Source organism: Acidovorax sp. GW821-FHT10A04 (assembly GCF_059415825.1).
On sequence record NZ_JBWKNZ010000022.1, the window covers coordinates 21,190 to 47,407 of the forward strand.

Sequence of the window (26,218 nt, forward strand, 5' to 3'; positions counted from 1 at the left end):
TTCTGAGAATCCGCTTCCCGCGGTATGGTGGCTGCCGACAACCGCCGCCATCCCAGGATTCACATCGTTCGCAAGCCCTGCCGCCGCATCGGTGCGGCGTGCAACGGCGCTGCCTTGGAACTTACCCAGAGGGAGAATCGCCATGGACAAGATGACCATCGCCACCCGGCTCGCAGTGGCTTTTGCAGCGATGGTGCTGCTGCTCATGGCACTGGGCGCCACCAGCCTCGTGCGCTCTGCCGACCAGCGCTCCGAGCTGAGCGATGTCATCGACACGCGCGTACCGATCACCAAGGCGCTCGGTGTGCTGGCCAACAGCGTGAACACCCAGGCGATCCAGTTCCGCAACCTGGTGCTGTTCAACTCCGAGCCCATCGCCCGGTCCGCCCACGAGCAGATCGCCTCGTCGCGGGCCACCACGGCCGACCAGTACAAGCTGCTGGACACGCTGATCTCCTCGCCCAAGGGCGAGGAGCTGCTGGCCACCATGCTCAAGGCGCGTGCCGACTTCTACCGCCATGGCGACGAGTTCCTGGCCCTGGTGCAAAAGGGCCAGAAGGACGAGGCCACCAAACTGCTGGAAGAAAAACTGCGCCCCATCCAGCTCGACTACCAGAAGGCGCTGCGTGACCAGGTGGAATTCCAGGCGCACCTCACCGACGAAGCCGGCAAGGAAGCCGAGGCCGCCGCCGCGGCCCTGCTGCGCGACGTGCTGATCGCCGGCGCACTGGCCATCGCCCTGGCGATCTTCCTGGCCATCACCATCATCCGCTCCATCACCCGCCCCCTGGCCCAGGCCGTGCTGGCGGCTGACCGCGTTGCCGCCGGCGACCTCAGCGGCGACATCGTCGTGCAGTCCCGCGATGAGACCGGCCACCTGCTCAGCGCCCTGCAGCGCATGCAGCAAAGCCTGGTGGCCACCGTGACCACGGTGCGCGGCAACGCCGAGAGCGTGGCCTCGGCGAGCGCGCAGATCGCCTCGGGCAACAACGACCTGTCGGCACGCACCGAGCAGCAGGCCTCGGCCCTGGAAGAGACGGCGGCCTCGATGGAAGAACTGGGCTCCACCGTGCGCCAGAACGCCGACAACGCGCGCCAGGCCAACCAGCTGGCCCTGAGCGCATCGACCGTGGCCGTACAAGGCGGTGACGTGGTGGCCGAAGTGGTGGAGACCATGAAAGGCATCAACGCCAGCAGCAGCAAGATCGCCGACATCATCTCGGTCATCGACGGCATCGCCTTCCAGACCAACATCCTGGCGCTGAACGCGGCGGTGGAAGCGGCGCGTGCAGGAGAGCAAGGCCGCGGCTTTGCAGTGGTGGCCAGCGAAGTGCGCAGCCTGGCCGGGCGCAGCGCCGAAGCGGCCAAGGAAATCAAGAGCCTGATCACCGCCAGCGTGGAGCGGGTGGAGCAAGGCACCCTGCTGGTGGACAAGGCCGGCACGACCATGACCGAAGTGGTGGCGGCGATCCGGCGGGTGACGGACATCATGGGAGAGATCAGCGCGGCCAGCAGCGAGCAAAGCGCAGGCGTGGGCCAGGTGGGAGAAGCGGTCACGCAGATGGACCAGGCCACGCAGCAGAACGCGGCGCTGGTGGAAGAAATGGCGGCGGCGGCGAGCAGCCTGAACAGCCAGGCGGGCGAGCTGGTCAACGCGGTGGCGGTGTTCCGGCTGGCGCACGACGGGGCAGGCAGCAGCCACCGCGCAGCCCCGGCACCGGCCTCAGCGGTGCGCAGGCCGGTGGCCATGGCCGCCCCACGGTCCGTGGCAAAGCCTGCCCCGGTCGCACTGGCCAAGGCACCGGCTTCCAGGTCACTCGCCACCAGCCCTGCCGCCAGCAAAGCCACAGCTGCCCGCGACGACGAGTGGGAAAGCTTTTAGGACGAGATGCCGATGCGTGGGCGGATGCGCCCATGCAAACATTTGCTCCTTCTACGCCCCTGCCGATCCGTGGACAATCGCGGCAGGAGGGAGAGATGGAAATCAACAAGAACCGCACCCTGGCGATGTGGGCCGGGCTGCTGGCCTCGGCCGCATGGTGGAGCTATGTGCTGTTGGGCGCAGGCGGCCACCATGATTTTCCGCGCCTGCTGACGCTGGGGGTGCTGCCGCTGGCGGCAGCCTGGTCCATGGCATGGGCCTGGTCGGCCTGGCATGCCCGGCGCCTGGCGACAGGCGGCGGCGCCGCAACCGGACAGGCCGTACAGGGGGTAGGCCCGCTCGCACAGGGGGAGGCGCCCCGGTCCCAGGCCCTGGTGGCATGGTTCTCCGTGGGCATTCTCGCGGCCGGCTTGCTGGTGGTGAACCGGCAGGTCCACCTGTCGGACCTGGGTGCGCCGCGCACGTTCTTCCTCGCCCTGGCAATTGTGTCGTTCGTGGCGTGGGGCGTGTATGGCCTGCTGGCCTGGGCCGTCCTGCGCGCGGTGCGTGCCCTGCCCGCCGGGGTGCCGGCCATCCTGGCCAGCCTGCTGATTGCCGCGGGCATGAACTACGACGCCCATGCCCGCATCGGGCAGGTGCGCGCGCTGCAGGCCGCCAATGCCCGGGCCATTGCGCTGCTGCAGGCCCTGCAGCGGGGCGACGAGGTGGGCAGCGAGCAGGTGCGCCAAGCCCGGGCCGGGATCTTCGGCCCGCTGCTACAGGCCCAGGTGGACGTGCACCATGCCGTGGCCGTTGCCCTGCAGACCCATGGCGATGCGTTCGAGGCGCTGGACCTCGGGGGCATGCTGCTGCCCACCGCTCTCGCGTCCGCCGCCGCGCGCGAGGCCAGCATGGCTCGGCTGGAAGACTGGCGCCAGGCCAACAGCGACTTCCACACGCAGGCGATGCAGGCCGTCGCCAACTACCGTGCCGCCACGCAGGCCGCGGTGGTGCAGTTCCTGGCGCACGATGCGCAGGCCTTCGAGCGCAGCATGCAGGCGTCGGCCACCGCGATGGCCGACCAGGCCACGCTGGTCGCACAAGCCCACGGGCGGGGCGTTGCCACCGTGGCCGCCCTGATCCGCCACATGGATGCGCCCAAGGGCCGGTACTTCCTGGACAAGGGCCCGCCGCCCCGGCTGTTCTTCCAGGAGGATGCCGTGCTCGACCGCTACCGCCAGCTCCTGGACCAGTTGCGCCGCACCAGCGAGCAGGAGAACGTCGCCCAGGACCTGCTGGCGCAGGAGGGCGCGCAACAGGCGGGCCGGCTGGTGCAGCTGCTCGAGCCCACACGCTGAGTGAAGGCCGCGGGCACGGCGGCGCCCCGGGGAGGCTATCCTCTGCGCCATGTCCTCGCCTTCACCCTTCAACGCCGGCCACGCCCTGGTGTTCCAGCCCGGGCGGCTCACGCTGGGCTTCATGACGCCGTTTGGCCACCATGGCGGCGCCATGGCCGATCTGGCCGAATCCACGCGCCTGGCCACGCTGGCAGACGACCTGGGCTTTGCCGCCCTGTGGGCGCGCGATGTGCCGCTGATGATCCCCCAGGGCAGCGACAACACCGCCAGCGCGCTCGACGACCCTTTCTTGTGGCTGGCCGCGCTGGCCGCATCCACGCGCCGCATCGCCATCGGCGCGGCGGCCATCGTGCTGCCGCTGCGGCATCCGCTGCATGTGGCCAAGGCGGCGCTGTCGCTCGACCGCCTGAGCAACGGCCGCTTCATCCTGGGCATGGGCTCGGGCGACCGACCCGAGGAGTTCGCCTCGTTCGGCGAAAGCCTGGACGCGCGTGGCGAGGCCTTTCGCGCGCGCTGGCCGCTGGTGCGCGCTGCCTTGTCGCCCGATGCGCAGGAGCGGCAGGCGCTGCTCGACGCCACGGGCGGCTACGACCTGATGCAGCCGCCCACGGCGCGCATCCCCATGGTCGTGGTCGGCTCGGCCCGCCAGTCCCTTCAGTGGACGGCCGCCCACGCCGACGCCTGGGCCAGCTACCACCGCGAGGAGGCGCGCCAGCAGGGCCGCATCCACCTGTGGCAGCAGGCGCTGGAGCAAAAGGCCGGCGGCGAGCGCAAGCCGTTTGTCCAGTCCGTGCAGCTCGACCTGCTGGCCGACCCTGGCGCGCCCGCCGAGCCGCTGGAGCTGGGCCTGCGCACCGGGCGCAACGAACTCATCGCCTACCTGCAGCGCCTGCAGGCCATGGGCTTGGCGCATGTGCTGTTCAACCTGGCCCAGGGCAGCGGCCGCGCGCCGGCCGAGGTGCTGCGCGAGATCGGCGAGCAGGTGCTGCCCCGGCTGTAGGGCCTCAGAAGCTGTTACCAGGTCTAGGATCTGGGCAGCTCCACCGCGCCGCCGGTTTGGTATACCGGGTTGCCGGCCAGGAACTGGCGCGCGTCCGCAAGGCTGGGCCTTGCGCAGGCCGCCCGGTCGGTCGCGTCTGCGTGCATGAGCAGGCAGCTATGCTGCCGCCGCCTGCACCACCGCAGGCACAAAGCCCTGCAGGAACTCCCCGCGCGGCTGCTGCCCCAGGTCCACCGCCTTGGTGCCGCCTGCGGCGACCACGGTGAGGTCCTCGATGCCGATGACCTTCAGGATCAGCCGCAGGTAGGTGCTGGCGATATCCCGCTCGCGGATGGGCGAGCCCTCGGTGTACACGCCGCCCGAAGCGATCAGCAGCGTGGCCCGCTTGCCGCGCACCAGGCCCTCGCCGGTGGCGCCCAGGGTGAGCCCCTTGCGCACAATGTGGTCCACCCAGGCCTTGAGGTGGGCAGGCACGTTGTAGTTGTAGACCGGCGTGCTGATGGCGATATGGTCTGCCGCCAGCAGCTCGGCGACCAGCGCATCGGACAGCTGCAGTTGTGCCTTCATGGCCGGCGTGTGCTGCCCGGCGGGCGTAAGACTGGCGCCCAGCCAGGGCGCGGTGACATAGGGCAATGCGGTGGCGGCCAGGTCGCGCTGCACCACACTGCCGCCAGGGTGCGTGGCCTGCCACTGGGCGACGAAGGTGCTGGCAAGGTTTCGGGAAATGGAGTGCTCACCTCGCGGGCTGGCCTGCACCAGCAGCAGGGTCGGGGTGGGGTTGGAAGTGATGGTCATGCGGTCCTTGTCATACAGAGGGGTAAACGAACAATTTGTTCGTTACATCAGTATGGGATGTGTGAGAAGATCCCACAAGAAGGCACTTTTATGAGCGAAACGAACATTTCTGTTCCCAAGGAAACGCTGTCCCCCACCGACTGCAAGGGCCTGGCCGACGTGCTGGCCAGCGTGGGCGACAAGTGGACCATCATGGTGGTGGGCGCGCTGGCCAAGGGCCCGCTGCGCTACAACGAGGTGCAGCGCCGGGTGAGCGGCATCTCGCAGCGCATGCTGACTCTGACGCTCAAGCGCCTGGAGCTCGATGGCATCGTCACGCGCACGCTGTTCCCTTCGGTGCCGCCGCGTGTGGACTACGAACTGACCGAACTGGGCCAGACCCTGCGTGGCGCGCTGCTGCCGCTGCACCTGTGGGCGGCGAAGCACCGCGACGCCATCGTGCGCAACCGCGAGGGGGCGAGCGGCGAATCCTGACGCAGCGCACAACGGGCGAGCGCGGTGGCGGGGCTTTATGTAGACTCACGCACTCGCACCACGCAGCACACGCTGCCGCATTGGCTGGTTGGTTGTTGGCGTGGGTGCGAAGGGTTCCAATCCATGCTTCGGTGCCGCGGGGGAGATCGTGTTTTTCGGGTGGTGCGGGCCGGGCGTAATACACAACGATTCACAACACTCCATGCGTACCATTCGCTTCCTGTGCCGCTCCGTGCTGGCCGCTTCCGTGCTGTGGTCCGCCAGTTCGCTGGCGCTGGCCCAGGGCATCGTGTTCGGCCAGATCGGCCCGTTCACCAAGCTGCCCGTGCCCGATGCGGTCGAGGTCAACCAGGGCATCAAGGCCTACCTGACCCAGGCCAACAAGACCGGCATCAAGGGGCAGAAGATCACGCTGTTCGAGGCCGATGACCAGTACAGCGCCGAAGGCTTTCTCGAGCAGTTCCCCAAGGCGCTGGAGAAAAAGCCGCTGGCGCTGATCTCGCCCATCGGCTCGGCCGCCATCAAGCGCATGCTGGACGACAAGCTGCTGGACGCCGCGCCCGTGGTGGTGATGAACGCCGTGCCCGGTGCCGAGAGCCTGCGCACCCCCGGCCACGCCAAGCTGTTCCACATCCGCGCGGGCGACAAGCAGCAGATCGAGAAGATCGTGAGCCACACCCGCACCCTGGGCATGGCGCGCCTGTCGGCGCTGTACCAGGACCTGCCCATCGGCACCTCGGGCATGGCCATGGCGCAGGAAGCCGCCAAGGCCACGCAGGGGCTCACCCTGCAGGGCACCAAGTCCGCCACCGACGCGGCCGCGCTCGATGCTGCCGCGCAGCAGGTGGCCAAGCAGGACGCCCAGGGCGTGCTGGTGCTGGGCGCACCGCGCTTCATGGCCGAGGGCGTCGCCGCGCTGCGCAAGGCGGGCGTCAGGCAGTCGATCTTCGTGCTGTCGTACGTGCCGGCCGGCCTCATCGTCAAGCTGGCGGGCGTGGAAGGCGCTCGCGGCGTGGGCATTGCCCAGACCTATCCCAACCCCAACGGCAAGACGCTGCCCCTGCACCGCGAGTTCCAGGCTGCAATGAAGGAGGCCTTCCCTGCCGTGCAGGAGTACACCTCGTTCCACCTGGAGGGGTATCTCTCGGCCCGCACCGTGGGCGAGGCGCTCAAGCGCGGCAAGGACGCCAACCCCGGCGCCGCCAGCCTGGCCGCCACGCTCACCTCCATGGGCGAGATCGATTTCGGCGGCTTTCGGGTCGACTTCTCCAAGGGCAATGTGGGCAGCCGCTTCGTGGACATCGGCGTGATCGGCAGCGACGGGCGCCTGCGCTACTGATCTGCACGGAGCTGCCGCCAGCGCGGCGAAGCAGCACCCGCAAAAAGCGCCCGCCCCGAGGGGCGGGCGAACGGACAGAGGCCGGCTGGAGTACCCGGCAAACGCGCGAGAGCGCAAGATCACGAACGCGTCATCTATCCAGCCACGTCTACCCACGTGGCGCCGCACCATGGAACGGCGTTTCCACTATCGCCCGCCCCGAGGTGCCGGGCTGTAGGAGCACAGGCCCCTGGACAGGCCCGATGGGCACCGGCGGGCAGGGACCGGAGTCCTACACCGCGCAGGCGCCTGGCCGTCACAGGGGCGAGAGCGCGCCCACTAGCGAGGGCGTGAAATCCACACCGCCCTCGGGCCGGACGCCATGGGCCCAGGCCAGCAGCGCGGCAGGAGGCAGCGGTCGGGAGAAGAGAAAGCCCTGCAGTTCATCGCAGTCCATGGCCAGCAGCACGTCACGCTGGCCCGGGGTCTCCACCCCCTCAGCCACCACGCGCAGGCCCAGCGCGTGCGCCAGGCCCACGATGGCGGCCACCACGGCGCGCGCATTGGCACTGTGCTCCAGGTCGCCCACGAAGCTGCGGTCGATCTTGAGTTGCTGTGCGGGCAGCTGGGTCAGGTAGCGCAGGCTCGAATAGCCGGTGCCGAAGTCGTCGATGGACAGGAACACACCGATGGCGCCCAGCCCCTCGAAGGTGCGGTGCACGGCCTTGATGTCCTCCATGGCCACGGTTTCCGTGATCTCGCACAGCAGCTGCGAGGCCTCCAGGCCGTGCTCCTGCAGCGTCTGCCCGATGCGCGCCACCAGGCCCTTGTCGCGCAGCTGGTGCACCGAGAGGTTGACCGCCACGCGCATGCGCAGGCCGTCATGGCGCCACTCCACGATCTGGCGGCAGGCCTCGTCGATGACCCACTGGCCCAGCTTGCCGATGATGCCGATGCGCTCGGCCAGCGGTATGAACACCAGCGGGCTGACCTGGCCGTGGCGCGGGTGGTTCCAGCGCAAGAGCGCCTCCACGCCGCTGATCTGGCCGCGCCGCCCGTCGATCTTGGGCTGGTAGTGCAGCGACAGCTGGCCGCGCTCCAGCGCATGGCGCAACTCGCCCTGCAGCTCCAGTTGCTCGGACACGTCGGACACCATGTGCGGCTCGAACAGCGCATAGCAGCTGCCGCCCGCGCGCTTGGCTTCGTACATCGCGGCGTCGGCATTCGCCACCAGCTTGCCCGGCTCGCCAGGGCCGGGGTGCACAACGATGCCGATGGAGCACGAGATCTCGATGCGCCGCCCCGCGGCCTCGAAAGGCTGCGACAGCGATGCCAGCACGCGCCGGGCCACCAGCACGCAGGCCTCCTCGTCGGCCACGTCGTTGAGCAGGATCAGGAACTCGTCACCGCCCACGCGCGCCACGGTGTCGCTGTCGCGCGCCTCGTCGCGCAGGCGCGCGGCCGCCTTGCGGATCACCACGTCGCCCACCGCATGGCCGAAGGAGTCGTTGATGGGCTTGAACCCGTCCAGGTCGACGAAGAGCACCGCCATGCGTTCGACCACGCCCTCACGGTTGCTGCGCTCCAGCCGGCGTGTGGCCAGCGCCAGGCGGTCTTCGAACAGCAGGCGGTTGGGCAGCCCGGTCAACGGGTCGGCAAAGGCGCGCTGCTGCAGCTCCTCGTTGGCGGCCTGCAGCCGGGCATTGCTCTCGTGCATGGAGTGCGAGGCCGTGCGCGTGGCACGCTGCAGCCGCGAATCCACGATGGAGGTGAGCAGCGTGATCACCAGCAGCGCGCCGGCGATCATCGCCACCGCAGTCTGCAGGCCCGGGCCACCGAGCTCGCCGGCCGTCAGGCAGACCGAGCCCACCGCGAAACTCGCGGCCGCCATGCCCAGGTAGTGCGTGCCGCAGATCGCCAGCGCGAGCACGAACGAGGCCGCCAGCTGGTAGCCCATGCGCCGGGGCCGCTCCACCCGGCGCAGCAGCTTGAAGATCACCAGCGCCAGCGCCGACGCGAGAAAGGCCACCAGCACCGACAGCACCACCAGCGGCACATCCCAGCTGATGGCAGGCGACATGCCCATGGCCGCCATGCCCACGTAGTGCATGGCACTGATGCCCGCTCCCATGGCCACGGCGCCCAGCAGGATGCGCGGGCGATCGAGGCGCTTGCGGCTGGCCAGCTCCAGCGCCACGCCGGACGCGGCCACCGCCGCCACCCAGGACACGAAGGTCAGCCCCTGGGAGAAGCCGATGGCGATGGGCAGCTCCAGCGCCTGCATGCCCATGAAATGCATGGCCCAGATGCCCGTGCCCATGACCAGCGAGCCCGCGGCCCACCAGGCCAGGCCGATGCCGCGCTGCGAGGTGCGTACCCGGCGCGCCATGTCGAAGCCCACGTACGACGCGAACACGGCCATGGCCAGGGAGCCCGCTACCAGCAGCAGGTTGTAGCTCAGGGGCATGGACGGGGTCATGGAGTGGGCGGCGGCAAATGCGGCAAATAGTGCGGAGGGTAACTTTTGCCGGGGGCCTTGCGTGTAGGAGTGGGCTGACACTTGCTACCAAACCCGCTGCCGAACTTGCGGCCAACATTCTGTTGCGCTCAAGAACTCGACCGCCCCTGCGGATTGCGGCATTCTCTGCAGCGCCATCCCCGTTCGCTCGCGCAGGCCCATGCGTGCAAGCGTCCCGCACCGGCAGGCCCAAAACAATACAACCCAGGGAGATCCTCGTCCATGCCATTGGCACACACCAACCTGCACACGCCGCGGGCCGCCGGCCCGCTGTCCATCGCCGCACTGGCCAACGACCGCCTGCTCATCGTCTACGGCGGCCGCCACCCCGATGACAGCGATGGCGAGGCCATCATCGGCCGCATTGCAGACCGCGGCACCGGCACGCTGGCCGGGGGCGAGTTCGTGGTCAACACGGTCACGCAGAACCACCAGTACGGCGCCAACGCCGAGACCGCCACCGATGGCACGGTGCTGGTGACCTGGCAGCCGGGCGCCAGCAACGCCATCCTGGCCCAGCGCTTTGGCGCAGACGGTGCGCGCATCGGCAGCGAGCAGACCCTGGTCGGCAACCGCGACAACATCGCGGGCATCAACGCGCTGGCCCTGGCCAATGGCAAGGTCTTCGTCTCGTGGGGGCAGTACGCCAGCAGCGCCACCACCTACGGCGGCCTGTACGACACGGCGGGCACCGCCGTGGGGGCGCCGATCACCTACGCCACCAACAGCAGCTTCTTCGCGGTGGACGCCACGCGCTTTGCCGGCCTGCGCACCACGAACACAGCCGACTTCACGGGTGCCGTCAACTGGCTGCAGTTCTACAGCGCCGACACGGGAGCCCCTATCGGTGCAGAGATCAACCTGGGCGTGCACTCCGGGCGCGCCCTCATCCATGCACTGGCAGACGGGCGCCTGCTCCAGCTCACCAGCAGCAGCGGCACGGGCCCCGGCACCAACGACAGCATCGACGTGCATGGCCAGTTCCTCGACGCGCAGGGCGCCCCGCAAGGTGCGTCCTTCGTGGTCAACACGGCCGGTGCCACGGGCAGCCAGAGCCCGCAGGCCGTGCAGACCTTGGCAGACGGCCGCTTCGTCGTGTTCTGGAGCACCGTCGACATCAACGGCAACCTGGGCGGCGAAATCCGCGGCCAGATCTTCAACACCAACGGCAGCAAGTTCGGCGGCGAGATCCTGGTGGATGCCCACTCCTACGTGCGCATCGTGGACAAGACCTTCTCCGTGGGCACGGCCACGCAGGCCTTTGCCGACGGCAGCTTCGCCATCGGCTGGACAGCGGGCGACGGCGCGTACGTATCCGCCTACGACGAGCTGGGCACCATCGCCACCACCACCGCCCATGTGCAGGCCACGGTCACCGGCAGCGCTGGCGCCGACACCCTGGCCGCGGCCCAGGGCGGGCGCACGCGCTTCATCTCCCAGGGCGGGGCCGACCAGATCACCGGCAGCAGCAACGTCGACACCGTGGTGCTCGACACGCCCTATGCCGGCCTGCAGGCCCTGGGCCTGCTGCAGCGCAGCGACGGCGTGATCACCTTCACCCCTGCCGGCAGCAGCACAGGCAGCACGCCCGCCACGCTGCGCGGCGTGGAGCGCATTGAGCTCAAGGACAGCGTGCTCGCCTTCGACACCGCCCTGCCCAACCTGGGCGTGACCGAGGGCGGCCACGTGGGCCAGGTCTTCACCCTGTTCAACGCCCTCACCGACCGCAGCCCTGACCGGCATGAACTCTCGGTCTGGGTGCGCAAGGCCGACGAGTTGGGCAACTACAACGCGCTGGCGCAGAACATGATCGACACCCTGCTGCCCGGCGCGTCCACCGCCACCCTGGTACGGCTGGTAGGCTCCAACCTGCTCAACACGCCGGTGGACGACGCCTTCGTGGCCCAGTTCTCGGCCATGGTGGGCGCGGACAAGCCCTTCGCCACCGCCGCCATGATCATCGCCGCAGCCGCCGCCCTGCCCGTGGCCACCGACCCGCTGGTCGCGCTGGTGGGCGGCATGCAGCAGCTGTCGGTGGAGGTGTTCGCGCTGTGACAGAACCCACAGGGAGTGACCAGACCGTGAACGAATACATCCTGCTGATGCACGAGGACGCCCCGGACACCGCAGCCGCCAACGACCCGCAGCGCTGGGCCGACTACCTCACCTGGTTGCGCGCCACCGGCCAGTTCGACGGCGGCAGCGCCATCGGCGCGGGCGAGCGCCTGCGCAAGGGCCAACCCGGCCAGGCCGCCACCGGCGCCCCGAGCGGCTTCATCCGCGTGCGTGCAGAGAGCCTGGAGGACGCAAAGCGCTTTCTGGCCGGCAACCCGGTCTTTGACGCCGGCGGCACGGTGGACCTGCGCGAGCTGCCGCGCACCTGAGCAAGCAAGCACACCACCCCAGGAGGCACGGTTTGAAACCCAGGCACTACGCTCTGTTGATCATTGCAGGCATCCTCATTCCACTCGCGCTGTACTTAACAGGCCACGCCATGGCTGCCGGCGCCGTCCTCCTGCTGGCCTTCGTGGTCGAGGTGATTGCCTCGGCCATGACGGGCAAGCAGGGGAACGATACCGAGCGCTGAGTGGCGGGGCAGGACCGCGTGGGCAATGGTTGAAGCCCCCTGGCAAAGCCCACCAGACAAGCCGAGCGCCTTACCCCAGCTCCGCGAACGACCCCACCACATCCACCAACTGCTGCCGCACCCACCCATGGGCCGGGTCGCCGTGGAAGCGCTCGTGCCAGATCATCGCGGGTGACAGGGCTGCCACCTGCAGCGGCAGATCCAGCAACGCCAGCGGCAGCCTTTGTGCCAGCAGGTGCGCCAGGCGGCTGGGCAGGGTGAGCACCATGTCGCTGTCGGCCACCAGCATCGCACCCGCCAGAAAATGCGGCACCCGCAGCGCGACATGGCGGGTGCGGCCCCGTGCCGCGAGGGCGACGTCGACCGCGCTTTCTCCCACGCCGGAAATGGTCACGGCCACGTGGCGCAGGGCCACATAGCGCTCCAGGCCCCACCCGCCTGCCGCGGCGGGATGCCCGGACCTCACCACGCACACCAGGTGGTCGGTGTAGAGGCCACGCCGATGGAAGCTGCCAGGCAGTGCCTCGAAAATCCCCAGGGCCAGGTCTGCGGCCCCCTGCTCGACCAGCCGCACGTTGTCCCCCACCGGTGGCGCGATGTGCAGGCTCAGCGCGGGCGCTTGGCGCTCCAGGCAGGCCATCAGCTGGGCCAGCACCACCAGGGCCAGGTGGTCGTGCGCAGCGATCGTGATGCGGCCCGAGGCCGAGGCGGGATCGAACACGGCGGGCGCAACGATGCCCCGGGCGTCGTCCAGCAGCCGGGCCACGGGGCCGGCCAGCGCCTGGCCGCGCGGCGTCAGTTCCAGCCCGAGCTTGCCGCGCACCACCAGGCGATCGCCCAGCATCCGGCGCAGCCGCCCCAGCGCCCGGCTGGCGGCCGGCTGGCTCAGGCCCAGGCGAAGGCCCGCCTGCGTGACGCTGCGCTCCCGAACCAGGGCTTCGAACAGTTTCAACAGGTTGAGGTCGAGCGCAGACAAATCCACTTGGTGCATATTCAATATGACTTTCATGCCATTGCCGCATGCTAAGCCGTCTCGCACCATTCGGGCTCTTCTGAACTGGAGTTTTTTCGAATGACTGCTTCCCCTCCTCTCCCCTATGTCGTGACGGGCGTGACCGGCCGCACCGGTGCCGCTGCCGCCGATGCGCTCCTGCGCAGCGGCCAGCCTGTGCGCGCCGTGGTGCGCGACCCGGCCCAGGGCCGGCCCTGGGCCGAACGTGGCGCCGAGATTGCCGTGGCCGACCTCACGGACCTGGCCTCGATGACCCGGGCGCTCAGCGGCGCCCGGGGTGCCTATGCCGTCTGTCCGCAGCACTACGGCCGTGAAGACCTTGTCGAGCAGGCAGACCGGGTGGCCAGCACCACGGCGCGCGCAGCGCTGGCGGCGGGCGTGCCCAGGCTGGTGGCCCTGTCATCGGTGGGCGCCGACCGCGAGAGCGCCACAGGATGGATCGGGATGAACCACGCGTTCGAGCAGCGCTTGCAGGAAGCCGGTGTTTGCGCCGTCTTCCTGCGCGCAGCCTACTTCATGGAGAACTGGGCACCGATGGTCGCGCAGGCCGTGCGCAGCGGCACGCTGCCAAGCTTTCTGGCCCCACCCCAGCGCGCCCTGCCGATGGTGGCCACGGCGGATGTCGGCAGCACCGCTGCGGCCCTGCTGGTACAGGAGGAGTGGACGGGGACCCGCGCGGTGACCCTCGCGGGGCCCGGGGACTGCGCGCCGAACGATGTCGCCGCCATCGTTACAGCCACGCTCGGCAAGCCCGTCGGCGTGGCCGTGCTGCCCGAAGCGCAGTGGCCCCAGGCACTGGCCGACGCCCATTTCTCCCAGGCCGCGCTGGCGGGTTTCGCCGAAATGACCCGGGGCCTCAACGCCTCGCACATCGACATCAAGAGCGACCCCGACGCGGCCGCACGGGCAGGAACGACGGCGCTCGGGCAGGTCATCGCGGCCCTGGCACGGCGCCAGGGCTGAAGCCCGGTGCAAACGCGGGTCGGGCAAGGTCTTGCCCGATCCGTTAACCTCGCCCTCTTCAACCGACCGCGCGCAACACCCTCCTGCGGCGCGGCACCGCAACCGCCTTGCCATCCACCACCCCATGACCACCCCCACGGGCCCCTCGTCCAACGGACTGCTGTTCCGTGTCTCCAGCGCACATGCGGTCAGCCACCTGCACATCATGGCCGTACCGGCCATGCTGCCGCTGCTGCCCCAGGCGCTCGACGCGAGTTTCGTCGAGCTCGGCTTTGCCATCGGCATGTTCAACATCGTCACCGCGCTGGTGCAGGCGCCGCTGGGCTTTGCGGTGGACAAGCTCGGTGCACGGCGCATGCTCATCGCCGCGCTGGCGCTGGGCGCGCTCAGCTTCGGGCTGCTGGCGGTGTTTCCCAGCTACACCTGCCTGCTGGTGGCCATGGCGCTGGCGGGGCTGGCCAACGGCGTGTACCACCCGGCGGACTACGCCCTGCTCTCGCGCGGCATCGACGCGCAGAAGATGGGGCGCGCCTTCTCGATCCATACCTCGGCGGGCTATCTGGGCGGTGCGCTGGCCCCGCCGCTGATGGTAGGCATCGCCGTCACGGCCGGCGCGCAGTGGTCGTTTGCCGTGGCCGCGCTGGCGGGCGCCATCGCCCTGGCCTGCGTGGCCGTGGGTGGTCAGGCCGCGCCCGCCACCGCCGCATCGCCACCCAAGGCCGACCAGGCCAGGGCAAAAGCCACGGCAGGCCGCCCGCTCAAGACCCCGCTGCTCACCCTGGTGACCCTGACCCTGCTGTTCACCCTGCTGAGCCTGAGCACCGGCGCCATCGACAAGTTCTCGGTCAGCGCGCTGATGCAGGGCTTTGCCGTGCCGCTCTCGGTGGCCAACTCGGCGCTCACCGCCTTCCTGTTCGCCAGCGCCGCCGGCGTGCTCGCAGGCGGGGTGCTGGCCGACCGCACACGGCACCACGGCGTGCTGGCAGCAGCGGCCTTTGCGCTGGCGGCCGTGCTGGTGGTGGCAGTGATCCTGGTGAGCCTGCCGGCGCTGGCGCTGGTGGTGGCACTGGGGCTGATCGGCTTCTTGACCGGCGTGGTCGCCCCCTCGCGCGACATGTTGGTGCGCGCGGCTTCGCCGGTGGGGGCCGAGGGCCGCACCTTCGGCATCGTGTCCACCGGTTTCAACATCGGCGGGGTGCTGGGTCCCCTCATGTTCGGGCTGCTGCTCGACCGGGGCCTGGCGGCAGGCGTGCTCTGGGCCTCGGTGGCCTTCATGGCCGCCACGGTGGTGATCGTGCTGTTCCAGGAGCGCAGCCAGGCGGCTGCGCGGCAGCCCGCGCTGGCGGGGCGGTGACCCGCCAGCGCGGGCCCTGAACGGGCAGCAAGCGCCCTGGCAGAAGGCATGCGCTCCCTTGCGCCAGCCTCGCCAAGATACGACTGCCGGCTTGTGAAGCAAGCCTGCTGAAACCGGCCTTGCCCTCGTTGCCGGTGCGGGGCCGCCTCTCAGCGGATCACAGCCACGGCGGTCGGGTTGGGGCCCGGAGCCGACGTTGCGAAACGCCACCCGGAAGCTGCCGTTGATTTGCCGCCCGCCGGCTCACAGTCCCAACGTGCTGTTGAAAACACCGGTGCCTCCCTACTGGCAAGCTATAGTTTGCTGAATTGATGCTTGCCGGGTTTGCAGGAAATTTATATCGGTGCTTTTGAACAGCGCACTGATCGCAAGCCCAAGCTGCAAGCCACTTCCAGGAGGACTCATTGTCCAGAATATCCCGCAGGGTCCAGTCTATCCCGCAGGTTTTGCGGGCTACAGCACGTTGGGCATCTGGAATAACCTGCCGCAGGCGGATGGAGGTACTCTCATGTTGAGATCCCAGTATCTTCTGCTACTGGCCTTTCTGGCAGCACCATCTTTCGCAGCGCCCTCTGACGCCCTTGCCCAGTGGGTACCCAATGGTTGGAAGGTCATCACCAACAACGCAGGGGACCTGAACCGCGACGGAATTGACGATGTGGTGCTTGTCACTGAAGAAACCAATCCTGCCAATTTCAAGAAGAAGCCAGAGGGGTCTCCTGGACCGAACATCCTCAATTTGAATCCACGCCGTCTCGTCATTCTCCTGCGGTCATCCAGTGGGCTGAAAGAAGTCCTGCGCAGGGACGATCTGCTCCCTAGCGAGAATGCTGAAGACATGGATTGCTTGGCCGATCCACTAGCGAACGGTGGTGTATCGATTGCGAGAGGCAATCTGGTCATCGAATTGCAAGATTGGCGAAGCTGCGGTAGCTATGGCGTGGTGCACGAAAAGTTCACTTTCCGCGCTCAGGGCACTCGGTTTCAACTTGTTGGTTATGACCGCTCTGAGTCCTCCCGCAGCACTGGCGAAAGATCCGAGTACAGCACCAATTATTTGACGGGCAAAAAGAAGACAACGACGGGACTGAATGACTTTAGGGACTTCAAGGCAGAGGTTTCTTGGAAGAGGCTTCCGTCCAAGAAGGCTTTCTTCTTGGACGAAATCTCCCTCCATTGCGACGCAGCTGATCCAGCGCAAAAGAACAATTGGTGCCAGTAGCCATGCTCCATATGCCCAACCATCAGGTCAACACGGACGCTGCGCGATGAAGCCGCGCTGCGCCGGTTACCTCAAACGTTGAGCGTCTGCTTTCAGCCGCCTCCACTGGCCGCTCCTGGCGGATGGCCGCCATGGTAGACGGGCCGGAAACGGCGCCTCGGCAGGTTGTCAAAGCAGCGGCCCGTCGTGTAGCAGGCCCTGCGCTCCAACACCAGCGGGGCCCAGGGAGCCTTCAGAACAGATGGCCCCCGGGCCGAAGATGCGGTGCGGCCGCAGTCCTTCAGCCGTTGCGCATCGCGCGCCGTCTCACAACGACATGACAGCGAACGAGCAGAAGACCAACACGATGCAAAAGAACCCGCCAACGAAGCAGGCGGACCGGTCGGTGAGGACCCGCTGCCCATCGCGCACGAAACTCAGTGCTCCCGCTGCGCCGTGGATCCGGCCTTCGCCTGCGCGCTCGCCACGCCAGCGCCCCAAGGTCAGCGCATAGATCACCAACTTGCCCGCCACGACGAACACAAAGTCCACCAATATCGTGGCCACCAATCCAAAAATTGCTTCCATCCGTGTAGATGCTCCCAGGGCTTGTCACCACCAAAGCCGGCCTGCCGCGTCCTTCTTCTTCCCGTTGGTGCGCGGCTGCTTTTTCCTCGCCCATGGTGGGCAGCGGCGCCGCCACCGCATCTTAGGGGCTGTGCGTGGGGGTGTGCCGGATTGCAGGGGCACAAGGGCAGGCAGGGGGTGAGGGTACTCGCTGGCTCAGCTTGCCTGGCAGGTGGGGTGCCACCGGGGTGAGGAGGATTGCTTGGCCGGCCAGGGGGCTGGGCCCTCCGCGGTGAGCGGGCCCGTCGGTGCGGACAGCGTGGGATGGGGCTGTCTCGCCTTCCATGCCTGAGCGACAAGTGCGCGCTCTTTCTTCAGTGCCGGATCAATGCCGGATCAATGGCTGTCGAACACATCCACGGGGGACGGGGACACATGCCGCCGGAGCTCGCCGTTGGCGACTTCCAGTGCCTCAGGGTAGCTGGCCCAGGGCCCCCGCACGGTGAGGACCGGGGAGCCGTCTTCTTCGAAGATGAAGATGCTGTGGGGCACCGGAGCGTGCTGTCGCAGCGTGACGGGCCTCACCATGTAGACGGAACCATGGAGTTCGATGTTGGGAGGCCAAGGGGTGTGCATGCCGGTATTTGTTACAAATGTTTTCAACTGTGGCCATCTTATGCCCAGAAGCGCCATTTGGATGATCGGCAACCCGGGTGAGCGTGATGTCCTACACGGATGGGGTGTGAATCGCAGGACGGGCTGGCTGGCTACGGGGCGGCCGGGCGGGCTGAATCGGCGCTTCCCCAGGAGCCTGTGTTCATTTATTACGGATGGTCGTAAAAATGAACAAGTGCAAAAATGAACACTGAGGCGGTTGCACGCCGCAGAGCCCGTTCTGCAAGGCGAGGTTCTGCCCTGGCTGGGCCTCACCGATGGCATTTAGGCCCTCGTCAAGCTGAGCCGGGAAGAGCCTGGGCCTGTTTGCGGTGCAGGTGCGCCGCGCCGAGCGCAGCAGCGAGCTGGTCTGGTACCTCATCCAGAAACATGCCAAGGAGACCTCGAGGCAGCCGTAGCTCTTGGTCGTGCCCTACATGTCAGCCCCCTTGGCCATGGAATGCCAGCGCAACGGCATCAACTTCCTCGATACAGCTGGATGCACCGGGGCCAGCTGCTGCGCAAGCACCGCCTGCAACCGGACCCCAAGGGGCCCATCAAGGTGCTGGACGCCTTCTGGCCGCGCGCGGAAGCCAGGCGAGCACGCCGGCCGCGGCCCCCTTGCTGCTGGTCTACGCCGACCTGATGGCCAGCAACGAAGGCCGTAGTGTGGAGGTGGCGGGCATGCTGTGGGAGCGGATCGAAAATGGTGTTTAGGGTCAGTGCTGATCACTCCAGCGAAGCGGACGCTCTGTGCTCCACCAAAAAACAGCGCCCCCAACGGAGGCGACTGCAATTCTCGACTTCACATCGTCTTCGCGAGGCGAAAGCTGCAAAGCTGCGCGTGAGTTGGAATCTGCGGCAGATATCATGCGAGTCGAAACAATGGCGGACGAGCTTGAAGTAACGCAGAGCCTTGACCGAGAACGGTGACTATACGGACCGACAGGAGAAGCGTTCTAAGCAGCTGAGTCAAACGACCACGCACTTGTCTTATTTTTTAATTGATTCCGAATGGGCCACCATGCGTCTGCTCAATTGCCATATCACGCAGTTCCGGAGATTTTCCGATCTCACTATCCAGGATGTTCCAGCGAGCGCCAAATTGGTCGTTCTGGCTGGGCCAAACGGGTCCGGCAAGTCTTCGTTCTTCGATGCTTTATTGCTGAAATACCGGATGAACAATAATTACGGTTGGGCCGACGATGCAAGGTACTACGATAGGGCAAAGGAGCCGATTAAAAATCTTGGCGTTAGAGTCTCACTTACTACTGACACCGGCTCCTTCAGTCCGGGCAACCTTTACGTCCGCACGGCGTATAGGAACGACCACGAATTCATTACCCATTCTCTCTCCCGGCAAGGAGACATCCTCGAGAGCATGGACTTAAAGAGGCTGATCGAGCCCGACGCCACGGTCAGCAAGAACTACCAGCGCCTGGCCTCCCAAGCGATGGAGGATGTATTCGTTAACGAGGCGGCCGAGACGACCATGGGCGACTATCGCGAGAAGCTGATCGGCGAGGTCCGGTCGCCGCTCAATCGGTTGTTCCCCGATCTAACCTTCGTCGGCGTCGGCAATCCTCTCGAAAGGGGGACCTTTCAGTTCGATAAGGGAACTTCAAAGGGATTCGACTACAAAAACCTCTCTGGTGGTGAGAAGGCAGCCTTCGACCTAATCCTTGATTTCGTGGTAAAGCGGCGGAGTTATGCAGATGCGATTTATTGTATCGATGAGCCGGAGACCCACATGAACACGCGGCTTCAGGGCGCGCTCCTTGGCGAACTCGTGGGTCTGCTTCCCGGCAACTCCCAGCTTTGGATTGCGTCGCACTCCGTCGGGATGATGCGTAAGGCGCGCGAGATGTACGATGCCGACCCGACGTCGGTGGCATTCATAGATTTCAGCGGTCACGACTTCGATCAAGTGATTACGCTCTCGCCGAGCAAGCCCATTCGAGCCTTCTGGAAAAGCGTGATGCGAGTCGCTTTAGACGATCTAGCCATGCTCGTGGCGCCGAAGCAAGTGGTCATCTGCGAAGGCAATCCAATTGGCGTGGTGCAGGGGAAGAACACGGAGCACGACGCTCGGATTTACGAAACGATCTTCGGCGATGAGATGCCCGACACTACCTTCATTTCTGCTGGTAACTCGAAGGAAGTGCAGAAAGATTTCATTGGACTAGCGACTGTGCTACCGAAGCTAACCTCCGGCATGAAAATCATCCGCCTAATCGACTTGGACGATCACTCCCCAACTGACGTCGTAGATTTCAAGAGCAAAGGTATACAGGTTCTGAGCCTCCGGCATCTCGAGGCTTACCTTTACGACGACGAGGTATTGACCGCGCTCTGCGAATCGGTAGGGAAGCCCGAGAAATCGGCGGATTTGATCGCCGCTAAGGCTGCTGCGGTGTCGAGCGTAGTGAGTCAGAGCCATCCCGCTGACGACATCAAGAAGGCTTCTGGCACTATTTATTTAGCAGCCAAGCAAATTCTGTCGCTCACGCAGGTTGGCAATGATGCTCCTGCGTTCGCGCGGCACACACTGTCGAAACTTATCAAGCCCGGCATGGCCATCTATGACAAGCTGCGCATGGACGTGTTTCGGGTCTGACAGGAACCGAGCGCCTTTTCTGCCTGCCCCTTACGTTCAGTCTGTGCAGAATCGGCGCTGATTAGCTGTGAATAATGGGGTATCGGCTTAGGGCATAGTTCGGATTTGATCACATAGATCGGATGAATCCGCCGCGCTGAGTGGCCGTGGGGACGTCGAATTGCCCTCGTTGAAGAATCGATTCTGGCTTGCCATCAACTGGTACTACTCGACCGCTTGACGGCGAGCTTGGCGGCCTTCTTTGCATCTCGTTCTGCCGTCTCCTTCTCTACCGCTTTTTGCTTCGCGAACTGACGAACCCCCTCGGCAATGTCCTTTGGGATATTCACGTACTTGACCACCTCATCAATGATTTCGGGATGCAGGAAAAACGGTGAGTTGCCTGCCTCCCAGTCGGGTCGTATCTTCACAGCCTTGCGTCGTGACGGGCCAAAGAACAGGTTGTTCCAGATCAGTGCTTCACGCGCCGGGTGATCCTTCTTGTCAATGATGTTTTCCAGTGTGCCTCCCGAGATGCACGTCCCCTTCTCATGCTTTTCCTTAGCCCGATGAACGCGCTCGAGCTCATTGGCCAATGAGCTCACTACCTCACCGTTCATGCCAACGATGTCGTAGTCCAGCGGCTGGCAATACCTTCGAAGTTCCCAAACTGCGTGGTCGAATCGGGCAATATCGAGCGCTTCAACCTCGTATGAGATCAGGTAGTATCGATCTTCTGCTCCGTCGTCTTCGAGATTCTTGATGAACTTGGAGGTTGCGGCAGTAAGTTCGAGCTTGAACCTGCCGCGCTGGTTCATCCTCTCGATGCCAGGAAGCACGCGGTGCCCCAAATTTTTGGCATCCACGCGATTGAGTAAAAGAATGCCTTTGACATATTTCTCCAAGCAGTGCAGGGCCGACCACCGGTAGGGCTGAATCAATCGCGCTCGATAGGCCATCCGCGCAGTGATGTAGTCCTTGTCTGCGGTTTCACGGAAACTTCTGATCGCGAAGTCGTTGACCAGGATATGCATCGGGTAGGGCATGGTGATCCTCAAAGTTGATAGGCAGATAATTGCATCGTGGGCACTGAATACAGCATGGGTGGCGGCTGGGGAGGTATAGCTCCGCCACTGTCGCGCTCCTGCTCGCTTCAGCATCTGAATCTGCTGGCACGGGGCGGGTTGTAGCCCCGCCCTACCCCACCGTCCAGTCCCCATCCGCCACCGCAGACACCCCGCTCAGCCGGACCAGGCCATCCTGGCTGCCCAGTGCGGCCGTGGCGTCGTTCACCAGGATGTAGGTGTCGCCGCCGTAGCCAAAGGCAATGGCCTTGCTCGCGCCGGCCGTGCTGGCGGCCAGGGCGGCGGCGTCCAGCAGCGAGGTGGACGCGGCGATGCTGGCCAGTTGCGCGCTGCTGGGCGCCGCCTTGGCGGTGGGTGTGGCGGCGGTCAGGCGCAGCTGGTCGGTGCCGCTCACAAAGTCGGTCACCTCGATGGCCGAGCGGTGCAGCGCGGCCGCGTTGTCCAGGCCCAGGGCCGCGCTGGCGGAGCCGGCAAGGCCGGTGAGGGCGAGCACGTCGGCACCGGTGCCCAGGGTGATGCTGTGGGCGTTGCGGGCGCCGATGGTGACGGTGTCAGCCCCGTCGCCCGCATCGATGGCGGCGCGCCCGCCGGAGGCGTCATTCACGGTGATGCGGTCGGCCGCCTGGCCGCCGAGGATGCCGATCGGCGTGGCACCCGTGGTGGCGAACGTGAGGTCCAGCGGCGCCTGGAGGGCCGCGGCATTGATCACCTGCACATGGGCGCCGGTGATGGTGGTGGTGAGGGCCTGGTTGCCCGTGAGCCTGATTTCCTCGGCCGCGGCCGCAGTAATCCTGGCGCTGTTGACCGTGGTGGCGGCCACGCTGCCCGGCGTGCTGGCAATGTTCAGGGCGATCACATCGGGCACGATGATCTCGTCCACCCCGGTCGCGTCGGCCAGCATGAGGTTGACCGGCGCCACCTTGAACGAGGGGGCCTTGAAATGCACCGTCAGCGCCGCCCCGGCCAGGGAGTTCTGGATGCCCACCCCCGTTTCGCGGTTCACCCCGGTGAACGTGACGTTGCTGCCCGTGGCCGCGTCGAGCCACAGCTTCCAGATGCCCCCAGACTTCTCCGCACCGAGCTGTGCCCCCGCGCCCGCGGTGATGAACACGGACTCGATGTTGCTCAAGGTGGGCACCACATGGTCGCCGGCGGCCAGCGTGGCCTTGAGCACATTGCCCTTCATGCCATGGCCGCCGCCCTCGATGACGTCGGCCGAACCCAGTTGGCCGGGACTTTGCGCCAGGAAAACATCGTCATGCCACGTGCCTTGCAGCGTGTCATTCCCGGCCGTCAGTTCAAGCGTGATCCCCGGGCCCTCCGAGATGACGTCGACCGTTGCATAGCCCTTGTTGGACGGGTTGCTGGAGTACGCATGCACAGCCGCGATTTCATCGTTCCACCGGGCGGCGGCGGCCGAGTAGATGGCCAGGTCGCCCGTGGCGCCTTCCAGGCCCGAGAGGATCTGCCCCAACTGCAGCGCAACGACGCCCACATTGGCCTTGCCCACGGCGGCCAGGTAGTTCTCCAGCGCCCCTCGCAAGGCAGGATTGGGCAACAGGCCCAGCGTCTCCAACAGCATGTAGGACAGGTACGCTTCGGACGCGCGCGCGTAGCCTTCGCCAAACTCACGCGCCACCGCATGGGCGCCCTCCGAGCCGATCTTGGCCACCGTGTAGATGTACGACTCGTACCACAGTGGCTGCTGCCCATAAAACACGCGGTTCAATATGGCAAAGGTGGCATCCGCGCCGAAAATCTGCACTGGCATTTTTTTCAACCTCCCGGGTTGTTTTTTGCAATGCACAGAGCCTATCGCGCCACGGGCCATTGCGATGCGCCTGCCCTCCACCATCGAGCAACTCTTTTGCTACATGCGGCCTTGCGGCACACCCAGCGGCTCAGGACCCGGAGGAACCAGGCAGTGCCACCGCCTGTGCGGGCCGTGTCACCGGGCAGCCACTACCGAATGGTGTGGACCAGCTGGTAGCGCTTGCTCGCCACCATCTCGTACAGCGTGCTGCTTTGCTTGTCACTCTTGAGGCCGTAACCGACATACAGCGTGGAGCCCCGCAAGGCGCGCAGGTCCTGGTTCGAGATCAGCACGGTGGTCCTGTTCTCCAGCCCGTGGATCCAGGGCAGGGGAATGCCGAACGGTGTAAGGGGTGAAAAACCGTACCCGTTGTAGCTGAATCCCGATGAATCCGGCCCAAAGACCATGAGATACACATCGCCCTCTACGCCACTGGCCAGGTGTTCGCTGCTGATCTGCACCCGCACCGTGAGCGTCTGGAGCTCAATCGGCCCCGTCACGGTCATCTCGCCCAGTTGCCCCGGACTGGGGCCTTCGAACACCACGGGCGTCGGCTGCACCGGCGCGGCCCCGGCTGGCCCGGTGCCCAACTGCCCCACGCTGTTGCTGCCCCAGGCCACCAGGGTGCCGTCGGACTTCAGGGCCAGGGTGTGCTGGCTCGCGGCCGCGATCGCGGTGTAGCCGTTGCCCAGGAGCTGGGGGCCGTCCACATCGGCCGGCGAATCCACGCCCAGCTGGCCATTGGCATTGGAGCCCCAGACCCACACGGTGCCATCGGTCTTCAGCGCCACGGTGTGCGACGTGCCCTTGGCCACCTGGCCATAGCCCGCGCCCAGCGAGGCAGGCTGCTCATCGCCCTTCCACTGCCAGAGCGTTCCATCGGTCTTCACGCCCACGGCCGTGGTGGCATTGAGCGCGACCTGCGCAAACCCGCTGCCCGCCGGGCCGGTGCTGCCGTAGGCGGTGCGCCAGGTGTTCAGGACGTTGTTGTTCGACACGTAGCGCAGCGCGCCACCATCGAGCACGAACAGCGCGTTGTAGGGGCCTGTGGCCATCTGCCGGTAGCCGGCGGGCAACGCGTCCAGTGAGCCACTGCCCCCGGCGGGCGCGCTGTAGACGAGCTTGGACTCGCCCCAGAACCAGACACTGCCATCGGCCTTGGCGGCGGTGTCGGACGTGAGCAGCTTGTCAAAGCCGCTGCCGATCTGCACCGGCGCGGTTTCGTAGAACTCCCGGTCCTTCAGTACCGCATGGCCCCACATCCACAGGCTGCCATCGGCCTTGAGCGCCACCATGTAGCGGCTGCCCACCTGCACCTGGGTGAAGCCGGTGCCGATCTGGACCGGCTTGTCCGAGTTGGTGGACATGCCGTTGCCCAGTTGCCCGTTCATGTTGTTGCCCCAGGTCCAGAGCGTGCCATCGCTCAGGATGGCGGCCGAGTTCGTGGCACCCGTGGCGAACTTCACCACGGTGGCGGCGTGGGCGCCGACCGCGGCGGCGAGCAAGGTGCACGCAATTGCCCATTTCGCTGCCAGTTGGCGGGGCGAAGCGATCGCCAGCGCCTGCAAGGGGTGGGTCAACACGTCCAGGAAATTCATGGGGATCCGCCTTTCAACAAAACATAAAAGAAGGAAAAAGAAGGAAACAAACAGACAACGAGAACGATCCGGGCGGACCCATCCACAAGTACGCGCGGCAAAAAAAGCGCTGGCCTGGCAACCCGCCGCAACACGGCACGCAATGCAACCGGCAACCGCGGGGCAGCCCGGATCCGTCCCCCTCCCCTGCGCGCTGCGCAGTATGCGCAGGGCAGCGCGGCTTGTCCCTACCCCAGGCGGGTAGTGCGTCGTCCACGAGGTGCCGAGCCACCGGCTTGGGTGCGCTGATGCCGGTTGGCGGGCACCCATGGGCCCCGCAGAGGCATGGCAGGGTACCTGGCCGCAAGGACCCCCCCATTCGGCCAGGCGCGCACGCCTGCGGGGCCCGCCAATCGCGAGCCGGTAGAGGCCGGGCCCGAGCGCTGCCTCAGTGAATGGCGCCCGGCCAGTCCAGCACGGCCTCACGTACCGCCGGCGCAAGTTCGCACCGCCCAACGTACGCGGCGACGTGGGGCCGAAGGCCGCCGCTCCAGAACCGGTCGGCACCCAGGTTCTTCATGCGCAACAGCTCAATCGCCCAGAAGAGGTCGGCCATGGTCAGCGCCTCGCCAAAAAGCCAAGGCGATGCGCGCTCGGTCAGAGTCTGCTCCAGCTGGCTGCAGGCGGCCTCCGCCTTCTCGTAGGCACGGAGCATGGCCTCTTGCGAGAACAGTTGCTCGGCGGCACACAGCTCCTTGGCCCGCTTGGCCCGGTAACCGCGTTGCAGTAGCTCGTCCTGCGGGAAATCAGCCAAGTACCGGTCGCACCGCGCCACCTTTTTCATGGCGAAATCCACGCCGGTGCCCGCCCGCGGCGACGCGCCGTAGCGGTGTGCATCCGGCGTGCGCCCGACCAGCATCTGGTAGTTGGGCAGTTCGTCGACCAGCCCCAGCTCTTGGTCGATTCCATCGGCCAGGTGGCCCGGGCGAAGCGTCGCGGCAGGGTCCGCCAGACCGTCCAGGTAGCTGCATATCCGCCTGGAGTCGATGACGACCTTGCCCGCCGTCCAGTCCACCAGCGTGGGAACCACAGCGGGATCGCAACCCCCCGTCGCCACCGCGGTACTGCCGGAGTGCAAGGACACCAGGGGCAGACCCTCGCTGTCGCACGCCAGCATGCGCAGGCGCACGTACTGCGGCAGATAGGTCTCTCCGGCAACAATGCTCATGGAGCTGGACAGGTACGCCATGCCGTGGTGGGCCAGCACTGCGCGGACCTTCTGCGAGCAGATCGAATTGGGCGCGTGGAACAGTTCAAAGCGCGCCCTCCCGCCCGGGGAGGATCCAATCGGTTCGGAGCGGGCCGACAGCTGGGCGCGGGCGTTCGTGACAAGGGTTTCGAGGTCGGAGTTCATGGGGTCTGGTTGCTTGTGGGGAGGTGTTGCACCCGGCGCGCGCCCGCGGGTGCGCGAGGCCGGGCCTGGGG

22 protein-coding genes are annotated in these 26,218 nt (G+C 66.5%); 13 read left to right on the forward strand and 9 right to left on the reverse strand.

All coding sequences use genetic code 11. From position 1 onward, the window contains the following. The first annotated feature begins 142 nt into the window (after positions 1-142). The 3 genes from AC07PF_RS30950 to AC07PF_RS30960 all read left to right on the forward strand — a co-directional run bounded on the left by AC07PF_RS30950 (position 143) and on the right by AC07PF_RS30960 (position 4,219). Positions 143-1,882 (forward strand): methyl-accepting chemotaxis protein, encoded by a 1,740-nt coding sequence (locus AC07PF_RS30950; RefSeq protein ID WP_494614469.1) that lies wholly within the window; start codon positions 143-145, stop codon positions 1,880-1,882. 95 nt (positions 1,883-1,977) lie between these two features. Beyond that, on the forward strand, positions 1,978-3,219 hold the full coding sequence (locus AC07PF_RS30955) for a hypothetical protein (RefSeq protein WP_494614470.1): 1,242 nt from the start codon (positions 1,978-1,980) through the stop codon (positions 3,217-3,219). Positions 3,220-3,268: 49 nt separating this feature from the next. Beyond that, positions 3,269-4,219, forward strand: a complete 951-nt coding sequence (locus AC07PF_RS30960; RefSeq protein WP_494614471.1) for a TIGR03571 family LLM class oxidoreductase — start codon at positions 3,269-3,271, stop codon at positions 4,217-4,219. Positions 4,220-4,375: 156 nt separating this feature from the next. On the opposite strand, the gene AC07PF_RS30965 is transcribed toward AC07PF_RS30960, so the two are convergent. After that, the gene (locus AC07PF_RS30965; protein ID WP_494614472.1) at positions 4,376-5,014 is read right to left on the reverse strand and encodes an FMN-dependent NADH-azoreductase; all 639 of its coding nucleotides are present in this window, start codon (positions 5,012-5,014) and stop codon (positions 4,376-4,378) included. A 90-nt stretch (positions 5,015-5,104) separates the two neighbouring features. On the opposite strand from AC07PF_RS30965, the gene AC07PF_RS30970 reads away from it, so the two are divergent. After that, positions 5,105-5,488, forward strand: coding sequence for a winged helix-turn-helix transcriptional regulator (locus tag AC07PF_RS30970; RefSeq protein ID WP_007851476.1), 384 nt, complete (start codon positions 5,105-5,107; stop codon positions 5,486-5,488). A gap of 202 nt (positions 5,489-5,690) precedes the next feature. Next, entirely contained in the window at positions 5,691-6,827 is a 1,137-nt protein-coding gene (locus AC07PF_RS30975) for an ABC transporter substrate-binding protein (RefSeq protein ID WP_494614473.1), read from the forward strand. 295 nt (positions 6,828-7,122) lie between these two features. Here AC07PF_RS30975 and AC07PF_RS30980 read toward each other — a convergent pair whose 3' ends face one another. Beyond that, on the reverse strand, positions 7,123-9,285 hold the full coding sequence (locus tag AC07PF_RS30980) for a putative bifunctional diguanylate cyclase/phosphodiesterase (protein ID WP_494614474.1): 2,163 nt from the start codon (positions 9,283-9,285) through the stop codon (positions 7,123-7,125). Between the two features lie 261 nt (positions 9,286-9,546). On the opposite strand from AC07PF_RS30980, the gene AC07PF_RS30985 reads away from it, so the two are divergent. Genes AC07PF_RS30985 through AC07PF_RS30995 form a run of 3 tightly spaced genes read left to right on the forward strand, consistent with a single transcriptional unit; the run spans position 9,547 to position 11,911 of the window. Continuing rightward, positions 9,547-11,379: an autotransporter outer membrane beta-barrel domain-containing protein gene (locus tag AC07PF_RS30985; protein ID WP_494614475.1), complete on the forward strand. Its 1,833-nt coding sequence runs from the start codon at positions 9,547-9,549 to the stop codon at positions 11,377-11,379. Positions 11,380-11,405: 26 nt separating this feature from the next. Then, positions 11,406-11,708: a YciI family protein gene (locus AC07PF_RS30990; RefSeq protein ID WP_494614476.1), complete on the forward strand. Its 303-nt coding sequence runs from the start codon at positions 11,406-11,408 to the stop codon at positions 11,706-11,708. Positions 11,709-11,740: 32 nt separating this feature from the next. After that, positions 11,741-11,911 carry a hypothetical protein gene (locus tag AC07PF_RS30995; protein ID WP_494614477.1) on the forward strand — a complete coding sequence of 57 codons (171 nt, stop codon included), beginning with the start codon at positions 11,741-11,743 and terminating at the stop codon, positions 11,909-11,911. 70 nt (positions 11,912-11,981) lie between these two features. Here the strand turns inward: AC07PF_RS30995 and AC07PF_RS31000 are convergent, their stop codons facing one another. After that, positions 11,982-12,902: a LysR family transcriptional regulator gene (locus tag AC07PF_RS31000; protein WP_494614544.1), complete on the reverse strand. Its 921-nt coding sequence runs from the start codon at positions 12,900-12,902 to the stop codon at positions 11,982-11,984. 81 nt (positions 12,903-12,983) lie between these two features. Between AC07PF_RS31000 and AC07PF_RS31005 the strand changes: the two genes are divergently transcribed. From AC07PF_RS31005 to AC07PF_RS31015, 3 genes are all read left to right on the forward strand, one after another. Next, positions 12,984-13,886, forward strand: coding sequence for an NmrA family NAD(P)-binding protein (locus AC07PF_RS31005; RefSeq protein WP_494614478.1), 903 nt, complete (start codon positions 12,984-12,986; stop codon positions 13,884-13,886). A gap of 124 nt (positions 13,887-14,010) precedes the next feature. Continuing rightward, entirely contained in the window at positions 14,011-15,240 is a 1,230-nt protein-coding gene (locus tag AC07PF_RS31010) for an MFS transporter (RefSeq protein WP_494614479.1), read from the forward strand. A 343-nt stretch (positions 15,241-15,583) separates the two neighbouring features. Beyond that, a complete protein-coding gene (locus tag AC07PF_RS31015) occupies positions 15,584-16,462 on the forward strand; it encodes a hypothetical protein (protein WP_494614480.1) in 879 nt (292 codons plus the stop codon). A gap of 306 nt (positions 16,463-16,768) precedes the next feature. Here AC07PF_RS31015 and AC07PF_RS31020 read toward each other — a convergent pair whose 3' ends face one another. Further along, positions 16,769-17,029 carry a hypothetical protein gene (locus tag AC07PF_RS31020; protein ID WP_007851106.1) on the reverse strand — a complete coding sequence of 87 codons (261 nt, stop codon included), beginning with the start codon at positions 17,027-17,029 and terminating at the stop codon, positions 16,769-16,771. Between the two features lie 375 nt (positions 17,030-17,404). After that, a complete protein-coding gene (locus AC07PF_RS31025) occupies positions 17,405-17,644 on the reverse strand; it encodes a hypothetical protein (RefSeq protein WP_494610208.1) in 240 nt (79 codons plus the stop codon). 408 nt (positions 17,645-18,052) lie between these two features. Between AC07PF_RS31025 and AC07PF_RS31030 the strand changes: the two genes are divergently transcribed. Both AC07PF_RS31030 and AC07PF_RS31035 read left to right on the forward strand, forming a co-directional pair. Further along, a complete protein-coding gene (locus tag AC07PF_RS31030) occupies positions 18,053-18,379 on the forward strand; it encodes a type IV toxin-antitoxin system AbiEi family antitoxin (protein ID WP_494614481.1) in 327 nt (108 codons plus the stop codon). Positions 18,380-18,578: 199 nt separating this feature from the next. Continuing rightward, positions 18,579-20,279 carry an AAA family ATPase gene (locus AC07PF_RS31035; protein WP_494614482.1) on the forward strand — a complete coding sequence of 567 codons (1,701 nt, stop codon included), beginning with the start codon at positions 18,579-18,581 and terminating at the stop codon, positions 20,277-20,279. A gap of 194 nt (positions 20,280-20,473) precedes the next feature. On the opposite strand, the gene AC07PF_RS31040 is transcribed toward AC07PF_RS31035, so the two are convergent. From AC07PF_RS31040 to AC07PF_RS31055, 4 genes are all read right to left on the reverse strand, one after another. Further along, a complete protein-coding gene (locus tag AC07PF_RS31040; RefSeq protein WP_494614483.1) occupies positions 20,474-21,304 on the reverse strand; it encodes a hypothetical protein in 831 nt (276 codons plus the stop codon). Positions 21,305-21,455: 151 nt separating this feature from the next. Beyond that, a complete protein-coding gene (locus AC07PF_RS31045; RefSeq protein ID WP_494614484.1) occupies positions 21,456-23,114 on the reverse strand; it encodes a bluetail domain-containing putative surface protein in 1,659 nt (552 codons plus the stop codon). Positions 23,115-23,305: 191 nt separating this feature from the next. After that, positions 23,306-24,754 (reverse strand): RCC1 domain-containing protein, encoded by a 1,449-nt coding sequence (locus tag AC07PF_RS31050; protein ID WP_494614485.1) that lies wholly within the window; start codon positions 24,752-24,754, stop codon positions 23,306-23,308. Positions 24,755-25,181: 427 nt separating this feature from the next. Continuing rightward, positions 25,182-26,147: a glutathione S-transferase family protein gene (locus tag AC07PF_RS31055; protein WP_494610204.1), complete on the reverse strand. Its 966-nt coding sequence runs from the start codon at positions 26,145-26,147 to the stop codon at positions 25,182-25,184. Positions 26,148-26,218 lie beyond the last annotated feature (71 nt).